Origin of the sequence: Sphingobium fuliginis (assembly GCF_015074805.1) — a bacterium.
Lineage (GTDB): Bacteria > Pseudomonadota > Alphaproteobacteria > Sphingomonadales > Sphingomonadaceae > Sphingobium > Sphingobium fuliginis.
In genome coordinates this window covers 814,319-837,946 of sequence record NZ_CP060035.1, presented here as the reverse complement: position 1 = coordinate 837,946, position 23,628 = coordinate 814,319, and the positions used below count along the sequence as shown (strand labels likewise).

The 23,628-nt window shown below is 63.5% G+C and carries 31 protein-coding genes; 6 read left to right on the top strand and 25 right to left on the bottom strand.

The features are described from left to right. Positions 1-26 precede the first annotated feature (26 nt). Both H5V43_RS03955 and H5V43_RS03950 read right to left on the bottom strand, forming a co-directional pair. Positions 27-1,160: a phosphoadenosine phosphosulfate reductase domain-containing protein gene (locus H5V43_RS03955; protein ID WP_025546428.1), complete on the bottom strand. Its 1,134-nt coding sequence runs from the start codon at positions 1,158-1,160 to the stop codon at positions 27-29. A gap of 22 nt (positions 1,161-1,182) precedes the next feature. Continuing rightward, the gene (locus H5V43_RS03950; RefSeq protein WP_025546426.1) at positions 1,183-1,659 is read right to left on the bottom strand and encodes a hypothetical protein; all 477 of its coding nucleotides are present in this window, start codon (positions 1,657-1,659) and stop codon (positions 1,183-1,185) included. Between the two features lie 210 nt (positions 1,660-1,869). On the opposite strand from H5V43_RS03950, the gene H5V43_RS03945 reads away from it, so the two are divergent. Beyond that, positions 1,870-2,082: a hypothetical protein gene (locus H5V43_RS03945; protein WP_025546424.1), complete on the top strand. Its 213-nt coding sequence runs from the start codon at positions 1,870-1,872 to the stop codon at positions 2,080-2,082. A gap of 38 nt (positions 2,083-2,120) precedes the next feature. Here H5V43_RS03945 and H5V43_RS03940 read toward each other — a convergent pair whose 3' ends face one another. The 19 genes from H5V43_RS03940 to H5V43_RS03850 form a co-directional block, all read right to left on the bottom strand. Next, complete coding sequence (locus H5V43_RS03940; protein ID WP_025546422.1) at positions 2,121-2,819, bottom strand: DUF5983 family protein; 699 nt, start codon at positions 2,817-2,819, stop codon at positions 2,121-2,123. A 67-nt stretch (positions 2,820-2,886) separates the two neighbouring features. Then, positions 2,887-3,759, bottom strand: a complete 873-nt coding sequence (locus tag H5V43_RS03935) for a Mom family adenine methylcarbamoylation protein (protein WP_025546420.1) — start codon at positions 3,757-3,759, stop codon at positions 2,887-2,889. Positions 3,760-3,814: 55 nt separating this feature from the next. Further along, complete coding sequence (locus tag H5V43_RS03930) at positions 3,815-4,597, bottom strand: PRTRC system ThiF family protein (protein ID WP_025546418.1); 783 nt, start codon at positions 4,595-4,597, stop codon at positions 3,815-3,817. Further along, complete coding sequence (locus H5V43_RS03925) at positions 4,587-5,246, bottom strand: PRTRC system protein A (RefSeq protein WP_025546416.1); 660 nt, start codon at positions 5,244-5,246, stop codon at positions 4,587-4,589. The genes H5V43_RS03930 and H5V43_RS03925 overlap by 11 nt, the downstream gene beginning before the upstream one ends. Continuing rightward, positions 5,243-6,079, bottom strand: a complete 837-nt coding sequence (locus tag H5V43_RS03920) for a PRTRC system protein B (RefSeq protein ID WP_025546415.1) — start codon at positions 6,077-6,079, stop codon at positions 5,243-5,245. The genes H5V43_RS03925 and H5V43_RS03920 overlap by 4 nt, the downstream gene beginning before the upstream one ends. Then, positions 6,066-6,896, bottom strand: a complete 831-nt coding sequence (locus H5V43_RS03915; protein ID WP_025546413.1) for a hypothetical protein — start codon at positions 6,894-6,896, stop codon at positions 6,066-6,068. The genes H5V43_RS03920 and H5V43_RS03915 overlap by 14 nt, the downstream gene beginning before the upstream one ends. A 130-nt stretch (positions 6,897-7,026) precedes the next feature. Next, on the bottom strand, positions 7,027-7,251 hold the full coding sequence (locus H5V43_RS03910; protein WP_025546412.1) for a hypothetical protein: 225 nt from the start codon (positions 7,249-7,251) through the stop codon (positions 7,027-7,029). Positions 7,252-7,253: 2 nt separating this feature from the next. Next, complete coding sequence (locus H5V43_RS03905; RefSeq protein WP_025546410.1) at positions 7,254-7,460, bottom strand: PRTRC system protein C; 207 nt, start codon at positions 7,458-7,460, stop codon at positions 7,254-7,256. Between the two features lie 45 nt (positions 7,461-7,505). Then, on the bottom strand, positions 7,506-7,931 hold the full coding sequence (locus H5V43_RS03900) for a PRTRC system protein E (RefSeq protein WP_025546408.1): 426 nt from the start codon (positions 7,929-7,931) through the stop codon (positions 7,506-7,508). Positions 7,932-7,963: 32 nt separating this feature from the next. Beyond that, positions 7,964-9,589, bottom strand: coding sequence for a PRTRC system ParB family protein (locus tag H5V43_RS03895; RefSeq protein WP_193666779.1), 1,626 nt, complete (start codon positions 9,587-9,589; stop codon positions 7,964-7,966). 129 nt (positions 9,590-9,718) lie between these two features. Beyond that, the gene (locus H5V43_RS03890) at positions 9,719-9,985 is read right to left on the bottom strand and encodes a hypothetical protein (protein WP_025546406.1); all 267 of its coding nucleotides are present in this window, start codon (positions 9,983-9,985) and stop codon (positions 9,719-9,721) included. Positions 9,986-10,045: 60 nt separating this feature from the next. After that, positions 10,046-11,239 (bottom strand): hypothetical protein, encoded by a 1,194-nt coding sequence (locus H5V43_RS03885; RefSeq protein ID WP_025546404.1) that lies wholly within the window; start codon positions 11,237-11,239, stop codon positions 10,046-10,048. A gap of 90 nt (positions 11,240-11,329) precedes the next feature. Next, positions 11,330-11,563 (bottom strand): hypothetical protein, encoded by a 234-nt coding sequence (locus H5V43_RS23855; protein ID WP_306303066.1) that lies wholly within the window; start codon positions 11,561-11,563, stop codon positions 11,330-11,332. Next, positions 11,523-12,371: a deazapurine DNA modification protein DpdA family protein gene (locus H5V43_RS03880; RefSeq protein ID WP_306303065.1), complete on the bottom strand. Its 849-nt coding sequence runs from the start codon at positions 12,369-12,371 to the stop codon at positions 11,523-11,525. Before H5V43_RS03880 ends, H5V43_RS23855 begins: the two co-directional genes overlap by 41 nt. 501 nt (positions 12,372-12,872) lie before the next feature. Then, complete coding sequence (locus H5V43_RS03875; RefSeq protein ID WP_025546398.1) at positions 12,873-13,574, bottom strand: hypothetical protein; 702 nt, start codon at positions 13,572-13,574, stop codon at positions 12,873-12,875. Between the two features lie 259 nt (positions 13,575-13,833). After that, on the bottom strand, positions 13,834-14,295 hold the full coding sequence (locus H5V43_RS03865) for a hypothetical protein (protein ID WP_193666778.1): 462 nt from the start codon (positions 14,293-14,295) through the stop codon (positions 13,834-13,836). 116 nt (positions 14,296-14,411) lie between these two features. After that, a complete protein-coding gene (locus tag H5V43_RS03860) occupies positions 14,412-14,579 on the bottom strand; it encodes a hypothetical protein (RefSeq protein ID WP_193666777.1) in 168 nt (55 codons plus the stop codon). After that, on the bottom strand, positions 14,579-15,094 hold the full coding sequence (locus H5V43_RS03855) for a hypothetical protein (RefSeq protein WP_244968661.1): 516 nt from the start codon (positions 15,092-15,094) through the stop codon (positions 14,579-14,581). Before H5V43_RS03855 ends, H5V43_RS03860 begins: the two co-directional genes overlap by 1 nt. Continuing rightward, positions 15,075-15,545: a hypothetical protein gene (locus H5V43_RS03850; RefSeq protein ID WP_193666776.1), complete on the bottom strand. Its 471-nt coding sequence runs from the start codon at positions 15,543-15,545 to the stop codon at positions 15,075-15,077. The genes H5V43_RS03855 and H5V43_RS03850 overlap by 20 nt, the downstream gene beginning before the upstream one ends. A gap of 173 nt (positions 15,546-15,718) precedes the next feature. Here H5V43_RS03850 and H5V43_RS23750 point away from each other — a divergent pair, with 173 nt between their 5' ends. Continuing rightward, positions 15,719-16,450, top strand: a complete 732-nt coding sequence (locus tag H5V43_RS23750) for a Ros/MucR family transcriptional regulator (protein WP_025546395.1) — start codon at positions 15,719-15,721, stop codon at positions 16,448-16,450. A 209-nt stretch (positions 16,451-16,659) separates the two neighbouring features. After that, entirely contained in the window at positions 16,660-16,953 is a 294-nt protein-coding gene (locus H5V43_RS03840; protein WP_037481185.1) for a hypothetical protein, read from the top strand. A 64-nt stretch (positions 16,954-17,017) separates the two neighbouring features. On the opposite strand, the gene H5V43_RS03835 is transcribed toward H5V43_RS03840, so the two are convergent. The 4 genes from H5V43_RS03835 to H5V43_RS03820 form a co-directional block, all read right to left on the bottom strand. Beyond that, the gene (locus H5V43_RS03835; protein ID WP_025546391.1) at positions 17,018-17,422 is read right to left on the bottom strand and encodes a type II toxin-antitoxin system VapC family toxin; all 405 of its coding nucleotides are present in this window, start codon (positions 17,420-17,422) and stop codon (positions 17,018-17,020) included. After that, positions 17,422-17,667 (bottom strand): type II toxin-antitoxin system VapB family antitoxin, encoded by a 246-nt coding sequence (locus tag H5V43_RS03830; protein ID WP_025546389.1) that lies wholly within the window; start codon positions 17,665-17,667, stop codon positions 17,422-17,424. Before H5V43_RS03830 ends, H5V43_RS03835 begins: the two co-directional genes overlap by 1 nt. 178 nt (positions 17,668-17,845) lie before the next feature. After that, positions 17,846-18,109 (bottom strand): type II toxin-antitoxin system Phd/YefM family antitoxin, encoded by a 264-nt coding sequence (locus H5V43_RS03825; RefSeq protein WP_025546387.1) that lies wholly within the window; start codon positions 18,107-18,109, stop codon positions 17,846-17,848. Between the two features lie 76 nt (positions 18,110-18,185). Further along, positions 18,186-20,156, bottom strand: a complete 1,971-nt coding sequence (locus H5V43_RS03820; protein WP_128830628.1) for a strawberry notch C-terminal domain-containing protein — start codon at positions 20,154-20,156, stop codon at positions 18,186-18,188. Between H5V43_RS03820 and H5V43_RS03815 the strand changes: the two genes are divergently transcribed. Genes H5V43_RS03815 through H5V43_RS03805 form a run of 3 tightly spaced genes read left to right on the top strand, consistent with a single transcriptional unit; the run spans position 20,086 to position 23,539 of the window. After that, the gene (locus H5V43_RS03815; protein ID WP_244968660.1) at positions 20,086-21,630 is read left to right on the top strand and encodes a tyrosine-type recombinase/integrase; all 1,545 of its coding nucleotides are present in this window, start codon (positions 20,086-20,088) and stop codon (positions 21,628-21,630) included. The two genes, H5V43_RS03820 and H5V43_RS03815, sit on opposite strands and share 71 nt — an antisense overlap. Then, the gene (locus H5V43_RS03810) at positions 21,624-22,538 is read left to right on the top strand and encodes a tyrosine-type recombinase/integrase (protein WP_193666774.1); all 915 of its coding nucleotides are present in this window, start codon (positions 21,624-21,626) and stop codon (positions 22,536-22,538) included. The genes H5V43_RS03815 and H5V43_RS03810 overlap by 7 nt, the downstream gene beginning before the upstream one ends. Next, entirely contained in the window at positions 22,535-23,539 is a 1,005-nt protein-coding gene (locus H5V43_RS03805) for a tyrosine-type recombinase/integrase (protein ID WP_025546381.1), read from the top strand. Before H5V43_RS03810 ends, H5V43_RS03805 begins: the two co-directional genes overlap by 4 nt. The last annotated feature ends 89 nt before the right edge of the window (positions 23,540-23,628 follow it).

The window sequence follows — 23,628 nt, the reverse complement described above, 5'->3', positions numbered from 1 at the left end:
CCTCGACGAGGCCGGGCAATGACGGGTCAGGCGGCTCGGATCCGTTTGTTCGCGAGGAGTTCTGCAAAGCGTCGCTGAACCGACCACGCATCGGGATAGCGATCATCAAGGCCGTGCCGTGCCAATATCGGCGCGCGCGCGGTCGCGATCATGCCTGCCTCTTGCAGCGTCGGCAGTCGCGGCGGCCAGCCTTTGACGAACCGAAGGTCGGCCGGCATCGCACGCTCGATCCGCCGCCGTTCGATCGCGTCCCGTTTGGCGTGCGCGACATCCGCTGCGAGAGACAGAGGAAGCAAGTGTGGGGCGACATCCGCCAGCCAGCGTTGCGGCTGGAATGAGAAGGTCGAGTCGGCCTCCATCGAGACGAGATGGCGATAAAGATCGAGATTGTCGGTCGCCTGCGTCGCCGCCTGAAGATCGTGTGCGGACCCGAGCACGCAAAAGGCGCAGGACAATCGTGTCGAGCGATAGCGGCAATAAGCCTCGTGCAAAGCGAGATCGTGACGCGCGTGGTAGGCGAGGATGTCGTCCGATGACCAGTCGACCCCGGGGTGCCAGCTGAGCATTCGCGTGCCGGCGGCATTGCCTGCTTTGGCGAACCGTTCTTCGGCGCGCGACACGGGCGTGAAGCGGCGGCTCGGGCTCTCCTCCCGCCGCAAACCAATGACGGAAACGATCGTCTCGCCTTTGTACCGCCGAGCAAGGTCGGGGCCGATGACCTGTATTTTCAGTTCACTGGTGCAAAATCTGAGCGACGCCGAGGACCATGGTCCGATGAGATTGTACGTCGAAAGCGCTTCGTACCGGTTCTTGCCCGACGTGAAGCGTTGTCCCCAGCGGTCGACCATATCGCCCGCGCGCCGGCGCAGGATGAGGAGCGGAAGACCCAGCTGCTGCGCAACCCCTTCGACGAAGGATGGCGTGGATCGCCATTCTGCCTTTCCCAGGTCGGCATGGACGGCGATACGCCGCGTGCGGGGATGGCCGTGGTGGTCGAGCCAGGCCATCGCGGCATGACTTGTCGCCGTGGAGTCCTTGCCCCCGGAGAGGTTGAAGACGAACCATGCATTGCGGCGGACGGCGTCGAAGATCGTTGCGTCGGTAGCGACGTCGAATTCGGCGCCATTCGTGTGGCAGGCGGCGGTCATGGCGATGCTCATTTCGCGGTCCGAGGTGCTTTGATCAGCCGACTGCGATCAGGATATCGACCGCCCGGCGGAGGACAGCGTCGTCCGCGCCATCGACGATCACCGCGTCGGGATTGGTTGCGATGACCGCGCGGGTGACGATGGCGAGCGGCCGCTTGCGTAGCGGATATTGAAACACCTGGCCGCGCTCGATCGTCACGAGGTTCGTGCGCAACAGGCGCTTCAGGCGGCGATATTCGAGTTCATGGGCGAGGAGATCGCCGACCTCGGCTTCGAGGTCCGGCTCGAGGGTAAGGCCGTGGACCACACGCGCCGGACGATTGGCCTTCAGCCATGCGTTGACCTGGGCTTCGGTCCATTGGCCGACCTGATGGTAGAAATCGCATCCGCCATGGCCCTGGTTACGGGCGTGGAAGGCGAGCTTGCCATCGATCCAGATGTCGGCCGTGAAAGCGCTCGTCTCCTGCGAGAGCGCGGCGCTGTAGGTGATGTTGCGCAGTTCGATCTTCATGAGGGAAACTCCAGGCGCACCTGTTCTGAGGAGCGCCCCACACCTCCCGCTCCCCTTCCGGTCGATTGCGGTCTTTGGGATCGTCCGATTCCGGCACGCACGCACGGTCGACCAGATGCTATAATGAGTCCGCCGACTCAGCGTCGGCTGGATCAACTACAGCGCGCTGAACTCATCAGGCTGCGAGCATCGCGATGGAGCGAGACTGCAATGCGTGAGCTGGACGATGAAGAGAAGTTGCTTTTGCACCAGCTGGATGGCGATATTTCAACCGGCGATCTGATCATCATGGTTCGGGATCTTGGAGAGATCCTGCGTGGGCGAGGCCATGTGATGCAGGCCAACGTCGCTGAACTCGCCGCCGACCGGCTCAGACTGCTCAGCGGGCCGCGGGCAGGAGTGATCTCCGCGGCGAAGATTTGAACCCGCTTCTGGCGCGGATGGCGGGACCGCCGACGTTGCTACCAGCTATGAACCGGTAGTCCGTCGGCGGTGCCGGCGTCGCAGTCGAAGAGGATGTGGTCGAAACCGCGTTCCCGGCCAAAGCGAATGGCGGCAAGCAGGTCGTCGGGGAGTTGGTCGTGTGTCCCGGGATCGATCTGCCGGGTCGGCACGAACCAGCCATAGATGCTGCTGGCGATATTGAGCGGACGATCTGTCGCCTCTTTCGAACACCATTGGTCGAGCAGATCGGCGGTCGATGTCGAAAGATGCGCGTTGGCGAGGACGCAATACCAGCCGGTTTCGAGCAGGTATCCGGCAGCGGGAGGCGATGCTCCGAGTTCGATCCGATCGGTGGAGAGATGCTCGTCCTCACGGTTATCGAAATAGGAGCTGGCGACTGTTTCGTCGTCGAGCGTGGCGGGATCGCGGGCGTCACTGATTTCCGTCCAGCACTCGCGGCAATAGGCTGCGACCTCGGACATAAGCTCCGCGCTGGTCAGCGCGACATAGTGGTTCAGGCCATGCCGATGTTCGACGGAGGCGATGTGAATTTCCAGTGACCACGGCATTGGTGATCCCGCGACGTGGGTTTCGGCGCTGGCCAGTGCCCCCAGCAGGGCCGCGCGGTCGTGCTCGACGAGCCTGGCCGGGTCTTCGATGGCGCGACGGGCGCGCGTCAGTAACCGCGCGAGATCGCGTTTGGACGTGTCGGTCATGGTAGTTCCTCATCGTATCGGGCGAGAAATCGCCGATTGCGGTCACGGGCGCGGCACCGCTGCGAGATCAGGCAGCCTCGGCAAAAAGCGGCGGAAGCGTCACGTCACCTTCGAGTGCGCGGCGATCGAGGACAGGATATGCCAGATCGGGCACCTTGCGCGCCGCGAGCTTCGCCGCGCGGGTCAGTGGGAAGAGATAGGCGTGACAACCGGGATGGCGTTGTCGACGAAGGAAGCCGGTCCGTTCAAGATCGGCGAGCCAATCCGCGCGATCTTCGCCAAATCCCAGTGGTCGGGCGCCCGCGCGAATAAGATCGTCCATGGCGTAGCGCTGTCCGCATTCCGCGTTGCGGATCTTGGAGACCGCGCGTGAGGAGATTGGGCGACCGTTCGGCAGGATGAGATCGGTGCGCGGGCTTGAGCGCCCGACATAACGGCTCCCCATGACCGCATAGAGACCACCGACATGGCCCGGCAGGAACACATGCCCAGTCTCGTCAACTCTCCGGATGGGGTCGGCGTAGGAGATGACGGAGAGGATCTCCGGTTTCTCGCGGCGCAGGATGCGGAAAGCGCGGGATACCAGGAAAGATTCAGCGTTGCCGCCTTGGGCTTGGTCGATCACGAGCCGGCCGAGGTCGCAGGCGGTGCGCGGATCGGAGAGGCCGGCAGTCTTTGGCACGCTCGCGTTGTTGACCGGGTGCGAGAAGACGCAGACCCCGACAAGCTCCGATCGGCCGCCCTTGCCATTGGCGAACAGGCCGATCGACAGGCGTGCGACCGGCATGGAAGCGGCATAATGGTGCGTCTTGACGAAAGGCGCAGCATGCAAGCGCGTGTCGATCACGTCGACTGAAAGGCGCGTGGGATCGATTTCGCTGGCGTTCGGGATCCAGCGGCAGCGGCGGTCGCGCCACCGCTGCGTGCGAGTGGTGAGCATCGGGCGATCTCCTGGATGATCACCGCCTGCGCCCCCCCTTCCCTCTCTTGAGCCTTCATTGATTGGCGCGAGGGTTTACAGATTCGACGGAGAGCAGCGGGATCGGGACGACCTGACCGCTGGCCAGGTTAAGGAAGGCGCCGGCATTGCCGATGGAACCGCGTCCGAGAAGATCGAACAGCAGTGCGAGAGCATGGCTCGCGAGGACTCGGTTGATGAACAGGGATTGGCGTTCGAGCGCCTCGGCGACCGAGCAGGATGGGGCGTCGTCGTCGGCCACGCTCTCGTCGGCGAGTTCGGGAAAGTGCTCGATAACGGTCGGAAGGCGTTCGTGTTGTTCGTGCGACGCGCGCGCCGGGCAGCCGATCAGATATTGCCCGTCGCTGGCGCGGTTGCCGAGGTCCATCCAGTAGGCGGGAGGCGCCTTTCCATTTGCGATCGCGGCGCCAAGCGCACGCCTGCCCGAGGCGGTGTCGACGCAGCTGATCAGGATATCGGCGCCTTCGATGCTTATCGCGCCAGGCGAACGGCCATGGACCGCCTTCCAGGCAAGCCCGTGCGCGATGTTGATCCGTTCGGTCAGTGTGCGCGCCTTCGAATTGCCGACGTCGCACCGATAGAATGGCTGGCGGCCGAGATTCGCTTCGGTGACGATATCGTCGTCGGCCACGGTAACGTCGAGAGAGCGCGACGAGATAGCGCGCAGCGCCGTGTCGAGCGAGGCAAGGCCCATCAGCATTTGCGCGCCGTTGCCGCCGCAGCCGACCAGCAGGATGTGGATCGTGCGATTGTCGAAGGCGGCGGGGAGATAGTGGCGCTCCGTGGAATCAGGCGGCATGGGGCTCTCCTGTAAATGGGCTGCGCGGCAGGGGCAGGAACATGCCGCCCGCGCAGAGGCGGGATGCCATCACTGGGCCGTCCGGCTGGGCGAGCCGGCCGAAAACCAGCGATATCTTGGTCGCATAGGCATCGTCGGCATCATCGGTCGCGCTGAAGAATGCGGACCCACGACCATGACTATGGATGTCGCAGACGATGTGCCAATCGGGCGGCAAGGCCGGCGTGCGGTAGACGAGGCGCGAGGGTGTGGCCTCGTCGATATCGGGCAGGCTCACCGCGAACGCTCCGCTCGCCTCGTTCCAGAGCACGAACGCTGCCGCCTCGTTGGGCAGCGCCGCGCGAAAGTGGTTGAGGATCTCGTCGAGATGCCCGTGCGGGATGAGGCCGCAGCGCAGGTCGGCCTTGGGCGCGCCGATGCTGCCATAGGGAAGATAGGCGGCGATCGGCTGCGTGATGGGCACATCGAGTGCGAGCCAGGGGCGGCGCAGGATGAGCATCACGCCATCGGCCCCGACGGCAAGACCGTGGCCGGACCGGGCGCTGCGAAGCGCATCGAGGGCGGGCGATCCTCCGTGCGGCGGGACCGGATGGCAGGGAACAGCGGCGAGAACCGCGGCTGCGGTCGGGTCGTCGGCGAGCATCGTCATACCCGTGCGCTCATGGAAATGAGGCTTGCCACGGTTATTTTGGCCGCCGCGGCCGTTTCCGCTTGTGGCCGATTCTGTCGCCGACCGGCCGAACCGAAGGGCTTGAGACGACTGACCGGAAAGCGGGTCGCCCGGCGCGCGGCTAGGTCATCCCATAGCCGGACGAGGCCGCCCTTGCCGCTGACCGTCAGTTCCTGCCCTGGATTGGGGTGCGTCGACCAGGAGTCGAACACCGCGTTCTCATAGGCCGGGATCGACGCGGCGCTGAGTGTTTTCGGCCTCGGAATGTTGCCCCAGCAGAGGCTCCCATTGACGAAGACATTGAGGACCGGGGAGTGCAGCACCGGGGTCGCGGCGTTCGGACGCTCGCTTGCTGCCAGGGCGTAGACGCCGAGGCCCGATCGCGTGGCGATGAACAGATGTGCGGGATATGGGACAGGCAGGGTCGTTCGACCGGACAGCACTCTGAGGCCGACGGGAGAAGCCGACAGCGCGAAATAGGCCGGGCGTACCTGCGCCGGGATCCACCACGCCAGCATGTCGGGATGGGCAACCAGGACATTGTCCGGCAGGATTTCGGGCACGACGGTGCGACCGAGCGCCTCGGTCCATTGACGCAGGTGCGCGCGCGACAGCGGAGCGCCCGCAGCGATCGTCGGCTGACCGTCGCCGTCGTGCTCGACCGCGTGAATGCTGGCGAAAGCCGGACCGTCCTCGCACGGAGCGCCGTAGGGCTTGAGATTGCGAGGCGCCTGGTTCCTGTAGAGCAGGATGGCATTGGTCAGGACCAGGCCGCCGCCGCTGGCCTCGAACTGGGTGCTATGGTCGGACATGGGAACCTCGCGGATTGGCTGGATCGAACTGGACGAGGTCCTGGGCTGCGAGAAGGAATTGCGCGCCGAGCCGCAGCGAGGCGAACCAGTCGTCGATACGGCTCGCGTCGGGCAGCGGGCAGATGCCGGCGATGTCCATGAAGCCCATTTCCATGCCCTGGCGCCCGACGTCGTCGAGCTCTCGCGTGAACTGCTCGAAGGGAACGAGCGTCAACGGCGGCAATGAGGCGCATTCCTCGATGCCGGGGAGATATTCGTAGGCGACCTGGGAGTCGAAGTGCCAGGCGTTGTGTTCGGGCGACACGGATCCGAGCGCCTTGTGCGCTTCGCGGAGGCCAGCGAGCTTTCGGCGGAGAGCCGCCGGCAGTCGCGCAGATGGCGCCGCATTCCCCGCGATCATCCAGTCGGGCCGCCGCTCGTTCATCTCGGATGGCAGCGTCATCCCGTCGAGATCGTCCGCGTCCGCTCCATGATATGCGATCAGGCACTGCCGGGCGGCTTCGTCGTCGGTCGCGCCTTCCCAATAATACATCGCGATCTCGTCGAAGAGATCCTGGTAGCCGAAGACGGGAAGCGCTCGGCCGAGAGTGTGCTCGAGCGCCTTATAGGCAGCAGCGCGCCAGGCGATGGGGGCATCGCCGGTCTCGATCCAGCCAAGGTCGAGCTGCCCCATGCTCTCGCAGATGATGGCGATCGCGGGAGGTCCATCCTCCTCGCTGTGAAGGACGGCGACGCGCAGATCGACGAGTTCGACGGGAGCCAGAACTTCGAGCACAGCGGCGTCGAAGGTGCGCTCGATGTATCGGCGGGCCGCCACGCGCGTATCGGATCGCGTCGGATTCTCCCGTGACACGACCCACCGACCGATCAGCTTGTGATGCGGCGCGAGCGGGGCATCGAAGATCGCGGGGATATCGCTGGAGAGCGCGATGGCGCGCCCAGCGAGCTCAGCCGAGGGGCGGAAGGGGAAGACCTGCGGGAGGCTGGAGCGGCTCGCCGGCGTCGCCCTTGCCGTCGTGCGGGTCGAGGACGATCCGCGCGTGGAGAGCCTGGGCCTGCGGGGTACAGGTAGGATAGGTGAAGCTGGTCGTGTCGCCATCGTCGGTCTCGATCCAGTCCAGGAGCGTCTTGCGGATGGCGGGCGGAATGGCCTCGCCGGGGACGCGTGACATGGTCAGCCCTTGGTGCCGACGGCGCGCCGGTACTCGATGACGTGAGCCGCGCCCGACACGCCGGCATCGACCGTCTCGGCGTTGAGGATCGCCGGGTAGAGCGTGGCATGGTAGGCGCGCAGGGCGGTCGGGTCGTTCGCGAGATGCGGCGGGACCGGGAGGTCGATGCCGTCATAACGATAGGCGCGAGTGAGGTGATTGATCTGCATGGGGGATCTCCGGCTGATAATCGTGGGGAGGTTCGCCGTGGTGCATCACCAGAGGCTTGCGGGCTCCTCGGCCTTGGCGTCGGCGGGCGGACTGGCGGGAGCGTGAACCTGCGCGCTAGTGGTAGCGGGCTTAGGCGTCGGCGTTGTTGCCTTGGTTTTCGCGGCCTCGGCGGCGGCGGTCCGGGCGGCCTCGGCGGCCTGTCGCTGTTCGGCGAGCTGGTCGGCGAGCGTCTTGCGGGCGGCGATGAGCTGGCCGAGCGCGCCGTCCTCGCCCTTGGCGAGTTCGGCATCGATTTCCGCGGCGCTCGCCGTGAGTGAGATCGGGCGGGTCTCGCCGGATTCGAGCTTGTCGGCCGCGCCGTCCACCTTGCGGGGAATGATGGTCAGGGTGACGGTGTCGTCGGGGCCGGCGACGAGATCGAAGCCGAGCGAGTAGCGCGCGAGGAGCGGGAGCAGGGTCGTGATCAGCATGGACGTGTTTCCTTGTCTGGGACGTGAGGAAATCAGGCGGCGAGTTCGGTAATCGGCGCTTGGGCGAGCGGCGCGGCCTTGGCCGGGGGCGGTCCGTACTGGCCGTCGAGGGTCATCGAGCTCGGCAGGCGCCCGGCCCATTCGAAGCCGGTTCGATTGAGCATGCCGGCGATGAGGTCGGCCTTCTTGGAGCCGAGGAGCTTGGCGAACGCCTTCTCGCCCATATGCGCGACCAGGCCGGATTCCCGGGCGATGAATTTGAGCTCGTCCTTGGTGTAGCGATCCAGGAAGGTCTTATCGACTTGCCAGACGTCGCGCAGATCGACGTCGAAGGCCCGGGCGAGATCGGCCACGTGCCCGAAGGTCAGCACATCCTTGGCATAGGCGGCACCGATCGCGGAAAGCACGGTCGCGGCCTGGCCTTCCGACAGCGCGTGGATCTCGGCGATCTTGGCGCTGTAGGCCAGATCCGGGAACGACGCGCCGACGAGCAAGCCCGCGCGCCCTTTCAGGGTTTCGGCCTTGATCTGCGAGAGCGTGCCGGACATCGCCGCGACGAGGATGGCAATATGGGCCTGTGCGGCATTGGCCGCGAGCGCCCGGGCGAGTGCGGTTCGCCAGGTCGCCTCGCGAAGGTCGCTGGTACGGCCGGCGATCGATTTGACGGTGACGGTCGGCTTGTGCGCGGTCGAGGCGCCGCTCGCGGTCGGGGTCGCCTGCGCGGACACTTGCGCCCCGGTCGTGCCGGGAGACCGGGTTGGCGGATCTTCGGAATCGGCCCCGGTTTCGTCGATGTCATCGTCCTGCTCGTCATCCTCCCCGTCTTCGTCAGCGTCATCGTTAGCCGGTGGAGCCGCGGCCCTTGCCGCTTTTTCGGCCCGCTCCTGCTCCTCGAAACGGATCGCTTCGGCGGTTTGCGTCTTCAACTCGAAGCATCCGGGATTGGTGCAATGCCCGTCGTCGACATGGGTCTCGAACAGAGTTCGCTGGGCGGCCGAGTTGAACGGGCAGGTCGTGCACTCGGTCTTGTCGAAACAGGCGGCGCCCAGGTTCTGCGTGACGCGCATGAGGAGGTCGCGCGTCTTGCTTACATCCAGGCCCGAGCCGAGGATCGTTTCGAGGGCCTTGTCCTGCTTGTCGCCGGGGATGGCGGCGAGCAGCTCGGCATGGCCGACCTTGATCCGGCGTTCGTCGAGCGCGAGTTTCACGGCGTCGGAAAGTTCGGCGAGCGCCAGACGGCGATCGAGCTTTGCCCGGGACCAACCGAGCCGCCGGGCGGCCTCGGCGCGATCGTTCTGGCATGCCGCGAGGTAACGGACGGCGGCATCGGCCTGCTCGGTTTCCGAAGGATCGTCGCGGTCGTCATTTTCAGCGATCGCGGCGTCCAGGGCCTCCTGGTCGGTCATCTCGCGGATGATGACAGGCACTTCGCCATCGGGGCCGTAGGCTTCGAGGCCGGCCCTGTAGCGGCGTTCGCCGGCGACGATGGCGTAGACCTCGCCCTTCGGACGCAGCAGGATAGGCTGCAGGATTCCGCGCAGGCGGATCGAGGCTACAAGCTCGTCATGCTTTTTCCGGTCGAAATAACGACGGGGATTATCCCCCTTCGTGATGAGGGAGAGCGGCAGCGTGGCGCGGATTGGATCTGGTGTGTTCAAGGCTCATCTCCTCATGAAATGTGGCGGCGCCGCGGTTCGGGTGGCGGGTCGTCTTTTCGACTCGCCCGATCCCGATCCCGCTCCCTCCCCCTCATCTTCGTGGCGGCTCGTCGCCGACTCTCGTGGCGGTCAGACCGGTCTCGGTGCGCCGCCGGATGCAGGCGGCGGCTCGGGATCATCTGAATCGGGCGACGTGATCTCGATCGTGCGGCTGAGATCGGGCACTCGTTCGTCATGATAGACGCTATGGTCGGCCAGGCCTTCGGCGGCCGCCTGGGGATCGTGGCCTTCGGGAAGGTCGATGACGAAGGTCTCGACGGCAAAGCATTCGTCGTCGGAGAAGAATTGGACGCATATGCGGAACGCGCGCGTCGACATTGCCGAAATCTCGGTCATGGCTGGGCCTCCAGATAGCAAAGGGAGAAAAGGTGCCGGGCTCGCCGGGCACCGCTCGGTTCAATTGGCGGTTTCGAGCAACTTGCGCGCCTTGCCCTCGAACTCGAGGCGATCGTTCTGATGTGTCTTTCCGCGCGCGACGGCGGTGATCCCCTGAACGAAGTCGTAGAGCGAGGCCGCGGGATGGCCTTCCTCGTCCATCACCGTCGCGATGATCTTCGCGGTGTCCGATTTGGAGAAGCCACGCTTGCGGAGGAACGCCTCGCGATCGTCATCCTTGCGGGCGATGATACGTTCGCGTGCCGCGCGGATGCCCTGAACGAAGGTGAGCGGCGAGGAGTCCGCAAAGGTCTCGAGCGCTGGCGCCGCCTCATACGCAAATCGATTGGCGGCGAATTTGGAATGGCGGATGGAGATTTCCTCGAAATTCTCGACTCCCCACAAGTTGCGATTCATGCACACCGCGCGCAGGTAAAAGGTAGCCATTCCCAACGTCTTGGAGCCGACTTCTGAGTTCCAACAATAAAAACCGCGGAAGTAGAGATCGGGATCGCCATTGGGGAGTTTGCCGGCCTCGATCGGATGCGTGTCATCGACGAGGAAGAGGAAAACGTCGCGATCGGACGCATAGAGCGTCGTCGTCTCCAGGCTGACATCGACATAGGGGTTATAGTGCATGCTGGACCAGTCGAGCACGCCAGGCACTTTCCAGCGCGTATCGGAAACGCCGTTGCCGGCGATGTTCATGACTGCGCCCACAAGTTCGTGATCCCAGATGCGGCCGTAATCGGGACCGGTTACGGCGCGCAGCTCGGTGCGGCCATCTTCGGTCTGGAGCATCTTGACCTGTTCACCACGGTGGGAGAGCAGGCCATGTTGGAGATTGATGCCGGCGAGCGCCGCCGGAAGCGTCCGCAGATAGGATGCCGGGGCGCCCACGAGGCTCGAGAGCTGGCCGAAGGACCAGTTGGTGGGCGCCACCGGACGATCATCGCCGGGCACGATGAGTGAAAGCCGCTCGGGATTGTCGCTGCGCGCTTCGACGCGGACGGATTTGCTCTCGACCACGCGCGTCGTGGCGCGATCCGCGCGAGATCGGACGCTGTCATAAAGCTCGGTCAGCGACAGAAACTTCTCGTCGTCGGGCCGCGAGAACCATTCGGAGGACACGCGCCCGACATTGCGGCCGCGGGAAATGTCGACACGGTAGGCGCCGCCGACGGGACGGTCGGCGGCAAGAGCGAGACTGGCCATGGAGGCTCTCCTGATGGGGGACGATCGAGCAGCGGCGACAGGAATTTCATCCGACCCGCGCCACCACCCCGTTCCCTCTCTCCCCTTCGATCAGGCCGCATCGAGCAGATCGGCTGCCCATTCGAGTATCCAGGCGTCGGTGATCTGCTCGAAGCCGATCTCGCCTTGCTCAATGAGGTCACGGATTTGCTGGCGTGCGCGGGCAAGAGCCTGTGTCCAGGGATCGGGATTCTGCGGCTGGCCGGCTGGCAGATCGAGCATATGTTGAATTGCCGGAGCAGGTTCACGCAGATGATCGAGCTGGCGGCCCGTCCAGCGCGCCATATGATCGGCGACGAAGCGGTTGGTCTTCGACTGTCCGGACATGAGTGCGGATCGACGTGCGGCGACACCATAGGCTGTCGATGCTGGCGACGCGATCGCCGAAGATAGCAAGCGATGGAAGCGCGCTTCCTTTCACGCCGAAGAGATGAAGCTGCAATGTTTTTGGGAGGCGGCGATCCAGCAATTCGATCACGGCGATCAGTCCCTCGGGACCGTGAAGATGGCGGCGGCACATGCTGCCCACGCCCAGTGGCTGGTCGGGTGGCAGCAGGTCGGCCACCCCGTCGAAGGATCGGAGATAATCGTCCGGACGACGGCCCTGCAAGACCGGCATGAAGCGGTGGGCGATGCCGGCGTCGCACGCGCGCATGTGACAGGCGCGATTGAGCTGGATCGTCCGGGCGATCCTGTCGAGAACCTCATCGCGATCATGCGCGACCGCCTGTTCGACGCACAGATCGAGGCTGGCGAAGCGTCGGAACGGGTGGCCGGAGGCAAGCGCGATATAGTCGTCGATGGTCCACGGGATGCCGCGTTCGCGAACGGCCAGCACGTAGCCGGCACTGTCTAGGTCGACCGATGCCAGGCCGTGCGCGTTTCCGAGCAACCCCAACCGCCATCCTCGCCACTCCCGTGTGCGATTGCGCCGATCCCAGCGCGAAAAGCTGTTCGCTGAGACCAGGACCGGCACCTGCATGGCACGGGCGCGAGCGAGCAGCGGACCTTCCGAGAGCCCCGGAAGTCCGACGATCACCTCGATAGCCATGTGGATCAGACGCGGCGCGATATGGGCGGCCGGCGCCGTCATAGCGGTCAGGGTCCGCACCGGATATATGCCACCCGAACATGGAGCCGGCCAGCATCGCCGCGATCTGCGGCGGCGTCGCCTTGAAGGTCGTGTTGATCCGATCGACGGACATTCCGTCGGGGAGCGGCCAGTAGCCCCGTTCGCCGCGCTTGATAATGATCGGTTCGCCTGTCTCAGGAAGATGCATGGCACACATCTCGGGCAGGCGGTCGATAGCGGCCAGCCGGCGTTCGGCGGCGTCGAGCGTCGCCTTTTTGAGGTCACACAGCCAGGATGGGCCGAGATGGTTGCGGACCATTCTGAGCGAACTGCTAAAGGCTTCATATTCGTCAGCGCCGTTCATCCACTTGATCGAGAGCGTGTCCTTCCATCGCCGTCCGTGGCGCGCACGGAAATCGATGAGGGCGCGCCACATTGCGTCGTCCGGTTCGGTCATGATGGTGTTCCGATTAGGCAGTCGAAGAAAGGAAGGATGGTCTGCGCAGCCGCGCGGTCGAGCGATTACCGCTCCGTCGGCAGCCATTCGTAGAGAAGGTGCCGATCGGGCTCGTGCTCATTCCCTATGGCGATCCGGACGCGCCGGCCATCACAGGCGAAGCCAGCGGCGCGTGGGAAGTCGAGATAGACATTGCCCTCGAAGATGAGATCGCTGGAACGGACGGCCTTTATGGTCCTGGTCGTCCCGAGCGCGCGGTGTCCGTCGGGTGCGGCGATGAGTTTCAGGCAGTCGGCGGGTTTGATCCGGCGTTTGAAGGCCGCGAGCGAAACCAGCGGCTCGACTTCATTGGCTTTGCCGCGTCTGGCGGCGAGCGCCGACCAATAGGCTTTGCCGATCTGCACGTCCGAATGAAACGCAAATTGTAGATAGTCCTGGTAGAAGTTGGATCGGGTGAAGCCGAAGCGCTCGATCTGGTCTCGCACCATGGTTGTGAATGCGCGGCGCTCGGATTCTTCGGTCAGGTCGGCGGGCGTGTCGAGGAGCTCGACCGTCACCTTGCGTCCGCCGGTATAGCGCTCGCCGCGACTGGTGAACCGGGCTCCCGTGATGAGACCGTGAAGATGGCCTTCGATCCTGGTACAGAGCGCGGGCAAGGCTTCGCCCGGACGATAGAGATCGCCATCATAGTGGAAATTGCCCCGGTCATCATGATCGGTCTGGCTGTAGAGGCGCGGCAAAGCGCAGGGCGGTAGGGCCTGCGTCATGAGCTTGTCCTTTCGAGGAAGTCAGGCGAGGAGCGCCGGGTCGAGACCATCGGCTTCGGACCCGTCCGTGCTCCAGAGGATGCGATCAATCAGGGCGACGCCGGCGGCGATGACGCCCGCTTCCGGCAAGATCATCGGTGGCACATCGCCGTCACGCTCCACGACGCAGTGGTGGACACCGGTGCTGACGTAACGCCTGATTGCCTCGTACCCGGCGTCCGGCAGAGATGTACCGGGATGAGTCTGCAGGGATGCCATGTCATGCAGCCGTGGTGGCAGGTACCGCGGCGCCGACGATCTCGACATGGGCGCGGCTATAGCCATGGCGGCCGAGCCAGGCGGAGGCGGCTGCTTCACCGGCTGCGACATGGAGCAGCTCGCGGTGCCCCTCCCATTCCTGAAGAACAAGCGCGGCGCCAGGGGGAGGTATTCGAATGATCTCGAATGTGTGGGCGTCATTGACCGAAAAGATCTTGTTGACCGAGAGGATGATGGTTTCGCCGCTTCCATAGTCACCCTCGTGCAGTGTGAAGGTCGCCGGATAGGGATATTGACCGGTGCCAGCGGGCGATCGCTGGGTAAGCTGGCCCTTGCCGTTACGGCCTTCCCATGCCTGCGCCTTGCGCTTGAAGCGGTCCGGCGGGCGCGGTGTCCCGTCGGAATAGCGAATGATGGCGCCCAGCGGCGCTGCGTCGAAGATCGATTGAGCTGTGGCAGACATGGATAGGTCTCCAGATGTTGAAACCCGGCGTCGGCCGGGCTTGTTTGGGGGTCAGGTGAATGATTGCGTCGATCCATCGGGATCAGCGGAAGCTTGGTTGGCGCGACCGGCACGTCTCAATTTGGCCGAGGCGTGACCTGGTTTTGCGCATCGTCGGCGCGCGATGCGACCCAGGCCCAATAGCCGAGCCGGGTATCGTCATTGGCGACCTCGGCCTTCCAGTCATCGACGGGGTGAGCAGGATGTTCGCCCCAAGGGCCATACAGCTGCAGGAGGCGATCCATCAGATGATCCCTCCCTCAAGGGCACGGGCGAGCGCCTCGCGGGTGCTTTCGATTTCGATGCGGTCTGCGAAGATGGCGCACCATCCCCCGCCGAATTCATTTACTCGCGGCCTGGAGCAGCTTAGCGCCCATTCGAAGCCGATCGGTGCCTTCGTGAGGGTCTCGCGGCAGCACCGATGGATGAGTTGGGCTAAAGGGTCCGGCTGGAAGTCGGTGTCGCTGAAGAAGCATATCGTGCAGACATCAGGCGCTTCGAGGCTGTTACCACCCTCGAAGTCGACACCGAAGCTGGGAAAGTTCGGGTCGCTGAAAATCGCACGAAGGCCGCTCAAGCAATCGGCGGGGTCGGTCGGGGGAAAGATGGCGAGGAATTCGGGCGTGGGATCGGACGGTTCGCAATCGTCCATGAGATCGGGCGCGACCTGAAACGCTTCTTCGATCAGGGCCATTTCGGTGTTGGTGCAGTTGAAGGCGAAGCTGCCCTGGATCCAGGTGTCAGCCATGATCGCCTCCATCGGGAAGAATGCCGTCGACGATGACGAGCGGCGGCACGGTGAGGTCGGCGGCTGCAAAATACGCTTCGATGGACGCGATCGAGCCCAGACGACGCACATCGTCGCGCGAGATCATGACCTCGTCGTCGTCGGTGACGGCGAACGTCGTCTCCGCTATTCCGTCGAAGACGACACGTTCAGGTCCGAAGCTTCCGGCGCATGCGCCCGCCCAGCGAACAAATATCAGCTGATTGTCGCGACAGAATTGTTCGATCGCCTCGAAGCGTCCCCAAGCCACCTCGTTGGCCATCAGGGAAAGGGGTTCATCGAGCGGCAGTTCGGCGCTGGAAAACTCCGAGCCCTCCCAGTCGGTCGAAGCGCCATCGTCTGTGATCGCCGTTTCGAGTTCAGCGAGCAATGCCCGCCGAAGCTGTCCATCGACCTTTATCGCTACGGACACGCGGTCTGCCATGTGGCCTCCAGGAGAATGTAGTGCGCGCGAAGACCTTCTTCGTGCACCAGTCCCCTCACCCTCCCCTTTGACTTCATGTCCGGGCCACGGCAGGACTTGTGTTTACCTATTTGAAAATTGGTGCGGTTATCGCGACGTGGTGCGCACCTGTTTGCACGATGAAGGAGTACCCAATGGCCGATGCCGAGACGCCTGATCTCACGACGCTGACCGTCCAGCTTTTGAGCGCTTATGTTTCGAACAATTTGGTGCCCAGCACGGAATTGGCCGGCCTTATTCAGTCGACGCGCACGGCGCTGTCGGGCGACGTCGCGGCCGTGGAACCTGCAGTACCTGAATTTGCGCCGGCGACGACGGCTCGCAAGAGCCTCGCATCTCGCGATCACATTCTCAGCATGATCGACGGCAAACCGTACAAGACTTTGAAGCGCCATCTGTCGACGAACGGACTGACGCCGGCCGAGTATCGAGATCGGTACAAGTTGCCGAAGGATTATCCCATGGTCGCGCCAGGCTATTCCGAGCAGCGACGGGAGGTCGCGAAGCGATTGGGCCTTGGGCGCAAGCCAGCGGCGCCGGCCGTGGTGGTGAGCGAAAGCGAGGAAGCGCCGGCACCGGTGGAGACGGCGCAGAAGGCTCCGGCCGTGAAGAAACCGCGTGTCGCCAAAGCAAAGTCGGCCGTGCCGGCCAAGGATGTGGGACTGAAGGCGGGCCGCAAACCGAAAAAGTCTGCCGCGGCTGTACCAGCGGTTTCCGCTGCCGAGACCAATGAGGCTATCGTGAAGCCGACGCGGCGTCGCAAGGCAAAGACAGAGCCAGCCGCGCAGGATGCGGCAGCTGAGCCTGCAGCGAAGCCGCGTCGCGGTCGGAAGGCGGCGGTGGAAGCGGTGTCGGAAGCAAGCTGACGATGGTGGGCGGGATCCCGTTCCCGCCCATTGAACAGGCTGCAGGGTGCTGGTGCAGCATCAGCCGGGCAAGGATCGAGGGAGTTGCGCGTCTCGTTGGTCGCTTGCGATGATGATGCCCCACCTTTAGCTGTCGGGATATGCAATCACCGCGAAAGACATTGTCGATTCGGCCTCGCAGCGACGACGGTTCCGCAGAGACCGACGCTGTGGCGTTGCTTTCGCAAGCGATCCGCAATCAGTTGTGCGTTCGTGCCAGCTATAATCGTGGCATGGTCATTCTAGCGCCGCACATTCTCTATACCCGTCACGATGCGCCCTTCGTTGATGCGGTCGTGATCGAACGGAACGGTGGGCCACCTGTGGAGGCGAAGCTGGCAAGCTTCAGGGTAGCGGGGCTCAAATCGATCGCCATGACGATTGAAGGTTTTGCCCCGTTTGCCGGCCTCGATCTGAGCGACGCGCGTTATGCGGAACGGATTGTGGCGCAGCTGGAACCCTGAAGGGTATCATTGGAATAAAGCTGCCGAGCCAGAGTGGCGGATCTGGTATATGATCCATTGGAGGTCATGGGACCGTTTCGAGATCCGTCTGCCGAAACTCATCATGGGTCGCCAGGATCGGCACACGATAGTATTTTGCGCAGGCATAATGCAGGCAATCGCCGAGGTTCAAGCCGTGGCGTCCTGAGCGATATCGATGCGCTGCGAATAGGGCAAGGCTGGTCGTATCGGTCGCGGGGGGCATATCTCGAACCTCGATCCCGCGTTCGTCCAGGAATTCGAGAATGACAGGTGCAACGGCTTCAACCGACAGGTTGAACTTGTCGGGGCGTGCAAGGCCGAGCGCCGCCTCCAGCACCGCGACCGGAGACGTCATTCTCTTTTCGGCAGCCGCAATAGCCTCAGACACCCGCTTCGCTTCAGGTTCGTCGGAAAGAAGGGCAATGATCGCGCAGGCATCGACGAACATCAGCGTTCGTCCCACATCTCATCGAAAACTTGCCTCGGAAGCGGCTTCCTGGTCTCACTGCTGATCGTGATGCCGTGCCTGTCTCTAAGCCTCGCTGCTGTTTCAAGGGGCGTCTCTATGCCACGCCTGCGCTCGATCGCTTCTTTCATGGCAATGACGATCGCATCTGTAATGCCGACGCCAGCCATATCGGCAAACTTGCGCGTAAGGGCGTCGGCTTGCGGATTGTTGACGTTGATGGTCATGGCGAACCTCGTGTAGATGCATATATCTACTATGTAGGCCGTCCGATCTACATTAGCAAGATTGATCCTTACGGCCGTGGCGCACCGATTCCGTCTTCTTCCCACCCCGGCCTAGACTCGTCGCCCCGAGAACCGCGTGTGCAGATGAGACTCGGCACCGGCGCCGGAAATGTCACGATCAGGTGTCGAGTTCGGAATCGAACGTCGCAGCGTCAGAAGGCGCCTTGGTCGCCGCGACGGCGGCCCTGTCCTCGTCGGTAAAATCGTCCATAGTGAGAACCTGGCGATCACGGCGCTTCAGGCGGTCATATTCGGCCGCAGACATCAGGACGAGGCTGGCGCTATCATGGTTGGTGATCGTCAGCGGCGCGCGCATCGCCTCGCGGCCGAAATGGCCGACAGACTTCTGGAACTCCGCGGACGAAACGCTCGCATTCGACATGGCGTGCTCCTCATACCCGCATAATAGAGGTTGCAAGGACCTTTTGAACCTGAATCGGGTGAGGAAGTTCGGGCCATCACGAATCCGGCATGATGGTTGTCAGTATCTCCTCCGCCCGGGCGACCGGCACGAACATCCGCGCCTTATAGGTTATGATCTCGACGAAGCATCCGAGCGATTTCAGCCACTCGCGCCGCTCGGGCGGGAAGTCCTTGATCTCAAGGCGGCGCTGTCCATTGACGAGCGCCGTTACCAGGCGCGCGTCGCCGAATCCTGGCAGCGGTGCCCCGGCGCCGTCCCTGGCGGCGGCGATGATCTGCTGCGGCGTGAGCCAGAGTTCCGCGTCGATACCGAAGGCGGACGCGAGAGCGCCGATCGCGTGGTCGGGCACGATGCGCCCGAGGAGACTGTTGCCGCCTTCGTCCGAGACGCGCCATACGCGGACATCATCGGTAGGCAATTTGTGCCAGACCGGCAGGAGCAGGCCGGTTGCGATACTGATCGTCTCTACATCGACCTTCGACTGCGCTTCGACGGCTTCTTCGTCCCAGCGCGACTGGAAATCGGCTGGTTCGATCGCCGTCCAGTGCGAATGCCATAGTGAGGCCGCATCCAGGCGATCGCTACCGGTCGGACGAACCATGCGGCACATCGGAATGATGCGACCTTCCTCGTCCGTGACGGACCAGGATGGGACCCGCAGCGCGACACGTCCGGATCGGCTGTTCCACAGATAGCCGATGTCGGGAGTCTCGCCCCAGACCGTCATCAACCGGTGGAAACTGGTGGCATGGCGTTTGATGTGCAGCTCGAGGCGCTGAAGGCGGGTTTCGGCGCCGGTGACGGGGTCGCGCCGGAGAAGCTGGTCGTCGAGGCAGATGATCTTCTCGGCAAGAATGGTTTCGACGCCGACATCGAGCGTGCCGGCTTCGCGCGCCGCGTCGACCCGCGCCTGAATGAGCCCGAGATATTCTTCGAAGATCGCGTTCTGCGTGGCGATGCGCAGCGCGAGGATGCGGTTGAGCCACCGCTGGATCGGCGGAAGATGTTCGAGCAGCGAGCCATCGTCGGCATTGATGAGCTTGAGCCCAGTCAACTCGGTAAAGGCCTCGAGTGTCGTGCTGGCGAGCTTGCCATCGTGCAGGAGATGATACCATTGGTTCAGCGCTTCGCGGGCATAATCGCTCTCGAGATTGTCGGCCGGATCGAACAGATTTTGCCCGCCGGTCTGCCGCTGACCGCGGGTGAGCGCCCCTAGGCTGTCGAGTCGTCGTGCGATCGTCGAGATGAAGCGGCGCTCGCCCTTGCAGTCGGTCGTAACGGGCCGAAACACCGGCGGCATCGTCTGGTTGGTGCGGTGCGTGCGACCCAGCCCCTGGACGGCGGCGGCCGCGCGCCAGCCGGGCTCGAGGAGGAAATGGATGCGACGCCTCCCGGCGCTTTTGGCGCTGCGCTCGGCATGATAGCTGCGCCCGGTGCCGCCCGCATCGGAGAAGACCAACACGGCTTTGCGGCCGTCCTGAAAGGCGTCGGCGTCGGCGATGCTCGCACGGGCGCCGCGCCGTTCGAGCTTCTGGCGCCCGGTCCTGTCGACAATGATACGACGGCTGCGGCCGGTGACTTCCGCGACGGCGTCAGTCCCAAAATGGCGGAGCAAGGAATCGAGGGCGGCCGGGATAGCCGGCATCGAACAAAGCTGCTCGATCAGATTGTCGCGGGCGCGGATCGCTTCCTGACAATGCACGGCGTTGCCATCTTCATCGACCATCAGCTCCGACCGCAGATCGCCCCCATCGGTGCGGAAGGTCCGCATCTGCCGTGTCGGAAAGCCGCTGCGCAGATATTCGATCAGCGTTTCTTTGCAGTCGAGATTTATGTCGAGCGGCTCGCGTGCAGGCGCGGATTTGCGTGCAGAAGGCATGTTTCTACTCCAGATAATTATGGTGGCACCGGCATCAACAAGCCGGAGGATCACCGTGGAACCGAAGACCGTAATTTCGTTTGATCTGGCGCCGCGCCGAGAAGACATCGCCGCAACGCCCACCATTCTTCTCACCGCCTTTCTCTCCTCACTCCAGGGCAGCGCGCCTGGATCAGTTGCGGCCTACAAAGCCGCTGCTCGGCACTTCCTGCATTGGCTGGAGCAGCAGGGTGTTGCCGTTTCAGCGCTGGACGATTCTGTCGTTCGACGATTTGAGAAGCACGGATGCAGTTGTCAGGGCTTTCCCCTGCACGAGCCTAACCGGCCGAAGTTCACCAGTCGGGTCAGACGATTCGTCCGCTTTCTCGAGGATCAGGGCTTTGTCGAGCTGCCAGACGACCTTGCGGCCCTGAGCGTCCATCTGACTGACTATGCGACGTTTCTCGAAGAGCAGCAGTATGGCAGGGTCGTTCTTAAGAGCCGTGCGTCGGAAGCGAGGCATTTTGCAGCGTGGCTACGCGTCTCAAGGCGATCATGGACCGGTGTGGGTGCGGACGATGTTGAGCAATATGCTCGGCACCACTGCCGGTGCCCGGTCTATCGCAAGCGTGGCACGTTGGTCGGTCGCGCCGGCCCAGCAAGGCGTCGACGAGGAGCGCAATGCTTTGTCCGCTTTCTCCAGAACCGGAGCGTGCTTCCTGAGGCTGAGCGCGAAGACAACAAAGATCCGCGCCTGCTGGCCTATGCGCAGTGGTTGGAGAGCCATTGCGGCTCTACCCGCGCAACGGTCCAGCGCTTCTGCGGCGAGATAGCTCGCTGTCAGCTCGTGCTTGGCGAGCCTTCGGAGATTGATGCGGCCGCCATTCGGCGTCTCGTCAGCGACCGCATTAAACAGAACCCCGGTTCCTCGTCCCTCATTCTGACTATAGTGCGCAGCTATGTCCGATTTCTGATTTTCCGGGGTGAGTGCCACCCGGCGCTACTGCACGCTTTTCCATCGGTGCGACGGTATCGATTGGCATCGTTGCCTCGATACCTCGATGAAGCGGCGATCGAGCGGATCGTAACATCGTGCAAGGCCGACACTGCGGTCGAGATCCGTGACAAGGCCATCATCCTATTGCTGGCCAGGCTGGGGCTGCGAGCCGGGGATGTCTGCCAGCTGCGGTTGGCCGATATCGATTGGATAACCGGATCCCTTCTCGTCAGCGGCAAGGGAAGACGACCGAGCCGGCTGCCGCTTCCTCAGGACGCTGGCGACGCCGTTCTCGATTATGTGGAACGTGCTCGCCCGAGGGTTGATGAAGAGCGATTGTTCCTGCGGACGCTGGCGCCCTTCACGCCATTCCGTTCGTCAACCGAGATCTCCGGCATCATATCGCGGGTGTTCGATCGCGGCGGCATCAAGGATCTGCCGACCGGTTCACACACATTCCGGCACTCGCTTGCCACGCGGATGCTTCGCGCCGGCGCCGGGCTAGAGTCGGTCGGAACGATCTTGCGTCACAGATCGCCCGCGACGACCGCCATTTACGCCAAGGTCGATATCCCGATGCTGCTGAAGGTCGCTCAGCCCTGGCCGGGGGATCTGTCATGCTGAACAGCGATATCTCCTGCTATGTCGCGCTGCATCGAGGCCTCGGCCGCAAGTTTTCCGAGCAGTGCCGCATGCTCCAGCTTTTCGCCGACTATGCGGAGCGTTTCGGCGATCAACATACAAAGATCGAACGGATTTACGACTGGTGCCGGACAGCGAGCTCGCAGAACGTGTCGAGACGCCGGTTCGATGTCGTTCGTAACTTCTGCCTCTATGCCCATGCCGAAGATCAGACGCACGAAGTCCCGCCCGTCGGCGTCTTCGGCAGAGGGAAGCGGCAGCGGCCGACCCCGCATATTATCGAGCCCGAACAGATTCGAGCGATCATGCAAGCCGCGCTCGACCTTCCGCCGACAGGCAAGATCAGCCCGTACACGTACCATTATCTGTTCGGAGTTCTCGCGGCGACCGGCCTGCGGATTTCCGAAGCGCTCGCGCTCCAGCACGACGATTTTGTCGCGGATGGCCTGATCATCCGTCACGGCAAGTTCGGCAAGCAACGCCTTCTGCCGCTTCAGCCATCGACGCGTCAGGCGCTGGGGAGCTACCTTTCCATAAGGAAGAAGCTCGGTGCCGTCGGCGATGACCTGTTCGTAACGACGAGGGGCCGAGCCCCGCACAAGACTGCGACACATATCATTTTCATGCGGTTGGTTCGCAAGCTCGGCTTCAGAGGACCTACCGGAACATCCGGAATGCGCATGCACGACCTGCGGCATACCTTCGCAGTCCGCTCATTGGAGTCCTGCCCCCGCGATCGGGAGGCGATCGCCCATCATATGGCCGCCCTGAGCACATATCTCGGACACGTCGATGTCGCGCATACCTACTGGTATCTTGAGGCAACGCCGGTTCTGCTCCGCGACATTACGGCCGCAGGTGAGCGGCTTTTCATGGGAGACGTCGCATGACCGCGCTCTCCCCACATCTCGCAGCGTTCCTGCGTGATCATCTGCCGCGCGAGCGCAATGTCAGCCCCCATACAGTGACGACCTATGCGAACTGTTTCGCTTTGCTGGTCCGTTTCGCGGCCAACCGGCTCAAGCGGCGCCCCACCGATCTGGCGATCGAGGATTTCGATCCTGACCTGATCACAGCGTTCCTCGAACATGTCGAGGAAGAGCGAGGTAACAGCGCGCGGACGCGCAATGGCCGGCTTGCCGCCATCCGGGCGTTCTTCCGCTACATCGAGTATCGCGTGCCCGTCTGCCTCGATCTCGCTCTTCGAGTGCGCTCCGTGCCGACGAAACGAACAGATGCCACGTTGATCGATTACCTGACCCGGGATGAGATTAAGGCGGTATTGGACGCGCCTGATCCACAAACGCGCCTCGGCACCCGTGATCGCGCCATGCTCCACCTCGCTTACGCCGGCGGTCTGCGGGTTGCGGAACTGCTGTCGCTGCACCTGCAGGATTTGCCGGATCGCTCGCTCGCCACGGTTCACATCATGGGTAAGGGCCGCCGCGAGCGCGTTCTGCCCTTATGGCGTGAGACACAAGTAGTCCTGCGCAACTGGCTGGCCATCAGGCCCCAATGCGAGACGAGGGAGATATTCCTCAACGCCAACGGCCGACCGATGACGCGCGATGGGTTTGCGTTCAGGCTGGCGAAGCACGTCGCGACGGCGGCCAAGAAACAACCGTCGCTGCTTGGCAAACGGGTTACCCCCCATGTGCTTCGGCATTCCTGCGCGATGCACACGCTCGCGGCGACCGGCGATATCCGCAAGGTTGCCCTCTGGCTCGGCCATGCCAGCATTCTCAGCACCGAAGCCTATCTGAGGGCCGACCCAGAGGAGAAGTTGCAGATTCTGGCGGCGCACGGCTCACCGGCGATTAAGCCAGGTCGCTTCAGGCCTCCGGCCGATCCGCTGATCACGATGCTCAACGACGTTCGGAAACGAGCATAACCCCGGAGGCGCCATGCCTCCGGACATCCACCACCATAATTATCTGGAGTAGAAACATGCCTTCTGCACGCAAATCCGCGCCTGCACGC

Bases quoted from the DNA above. Each gene is read 5' to 3' on its own strand.
- H5V43_RS03935 (WP_025546420.1), bottom strand. From the start codon at position 3,759: ATGCTCACCACTCGCACGCAGCGGTGGCGCGACCGCCGCTGCCGCTGG.
- H5V43_RS03865 (WP_193666778.1), bottom strand. From the start codon at position 14,295: ATGTCTGCCACAGCTCAATCGATCTTCGACGCAGCGCCGCTGGGCGCC.
- H5V43_RS03955 (WP_025546428.1), bottom strand. From the start codon at position 1,160: ATGAGCATCGCCATGACCGCCGCCTGCCACACGAATGGCGCCGAATTC.
- H5V43_RS03875 (WP_025546398.1), bottom strand. From the start codon at position 13,574: ATGACGCAGGCCCTACCGCCCTGCGCTTTGCCGCGCCTCTACAGCCAG.
- H5V43_RS03805 (WP_025546381.1), top strand. From the start codon at position 22,535: ATGACCGCGCTCTCCCCACATCTCGCAGCGTTCCTGCGTGATCATCTG.
- H5V43_RS03900 (WP_025546408.1), bottom strand. From the start codon at position 7,931: ATGCTGATCACGACCCTGCTCCCGCTCCTCGCGCGCTACTCGCTCGGC.
- H5V43_RS03825 (WP_025546387.1), bottom strand. From the start codon at position 18,109: ATGTCGAATGCGAGCGTTTCGTCCGCGGAGTTCCAGAAGTCTGTCGGC.
- H5V43_RS03940 (WP_025546422.1), bottom strand. From the start codon at position 2,819: ATGACCGACACGTCCAAACGCGATCTCGCGCGGTTACTGACGCGCGCC.
- H5V43_RS23855 (WP_306303066.1), bottom strand. From the start codon at position 11,563: ATGGCGCGCTGGACGGGCCGCCAGCTCGATCATCTGCGTGAACCTGCT.
- H5V43_RS03880 (WP_306303065.1), bottom strand. From the start codon at position 12,371: ATGACGGCGCCGGCCGCCCATATCGCGCCGCGTCTGATCCACATGGCT.
- H5V43_RS03950 (WP_025546426.1), bottom strand. From the start codon at position 1,659: ATGAAGATCGAACTGCGCAACATCACCTACAGCGCCGCGCTCTCGCAG.
- H5V43_RS03855 (WP_244968661.1), bottom strand. From the start codon at position 15,094: ATGGAGGCGATCATGGCTGACACCTGGATCCAGGGCAGCTTCGCCTTC.
- H5V43_RS03850 (WP_193666776.1), bottom strand. From the start codon at position 15,545: ATGGCAGACCGCGTGTCCGTAGCGATAAAGGTCGATGGACAGCTTCGG.
- H5V43_RS03835 (WP_025546391.1), bottom strand. From the start codon at position 17,422: ATGTTCGTCGATGCCTGCGCGATCATTGCCCTTCTTTCCGACGAACCT.
- H5V43_RS03905 (WP_025546410.1), bottom strand. From the start codon at position 7,460: ATGCAGATCAATCACCTCACTCGCGCCTATCGTTATGACGGCATCGAC.
- H5V43_RS03860 (WP_193666777.1), bottom strand. From the start codon at position 14,579: ATGGATCGCCTCCTGCAGCTGTATGGCCCTTGGGGCGAACATCCTGCT.
- H5V43_RS03890 (WP_025546406.1), bottom strand. From the start codon at position 9,985: ATGACCGAGATTTCGGCAATGTCGACGCGCGCGTTCCGCATATGCGTC.
- H5V43_RS03830 (WP_025546389.1), bottom strand. From the start codon at position 17,667: ATGACCATCAACGTCAACAATCCGCAAGCCGACGCCCTTACGCGCAAG.
- H5V43_RS23750 (WP_025546395.1), top strand. From the start codon at position 15,719: ATGGCCGATGCCGAGACGCCTGATCTCACGACGCTGACCGTCCAGCTT.
- H5V43_RS03820 (WP_128830628.1), bottom strand. From the start codon at position 20,156: ATGGTGGGCGTTGCGGCGATGTCTTCTCGGCGCGGCGCCAGATCAAAC.
- H5V43_RS03885 (WP_025546404.1), bottom strand. From the start codon at position 11,239: ATGGCCAGTCTCGCTCTTGCCGCCGACCGTCCCGTCGGCGGCGCCTAC.
- H5V43_RS03930 (WP_025546418.1), bottom strand. From the start codon at position 4,597: ATGCCGCCTGATTCCACGGAGCGCCACTATCTCCCCGCCGCCTTCGAC.
- H5V43_RS03925 (WP_025546416.1), bottom strand. From the start codon at position 5,246: ATGACGATGCTCGCCGACGACCCGACCGCAGCCGCGGTTCTCGCCGCT.
- H5V43_RS03810 (WP_193666774.1), top strand. From the start codon at position 21,624: ATGCTGAACAGCGATATCTCCTGCTATGTCGCGCTGCATCGAGGCCTC.
- H5V43_RS03920 (WP_025546415.1), bottom strand. From the start codon at position 6,079: ATGTCCGACCATAGCACCCAGTTCGAGGCCAGCGGCGGCGGCCTGGTC.
- H5V43_RS03910 (WP_025546412.1), bottom strand. From the start codon at position 7,251: ATGTCACGCGTCCCCGGCGAGGCCATTCCGCCCGCCATCCGCAAGACG.
- H5V43_RS03945 (WP_025546424.1), top strand. From the start codon at position 1,870: ATGCGTGAGCTGGACGATGAAGAGAAGTTGCTTTTGCACCAGCTGGAT.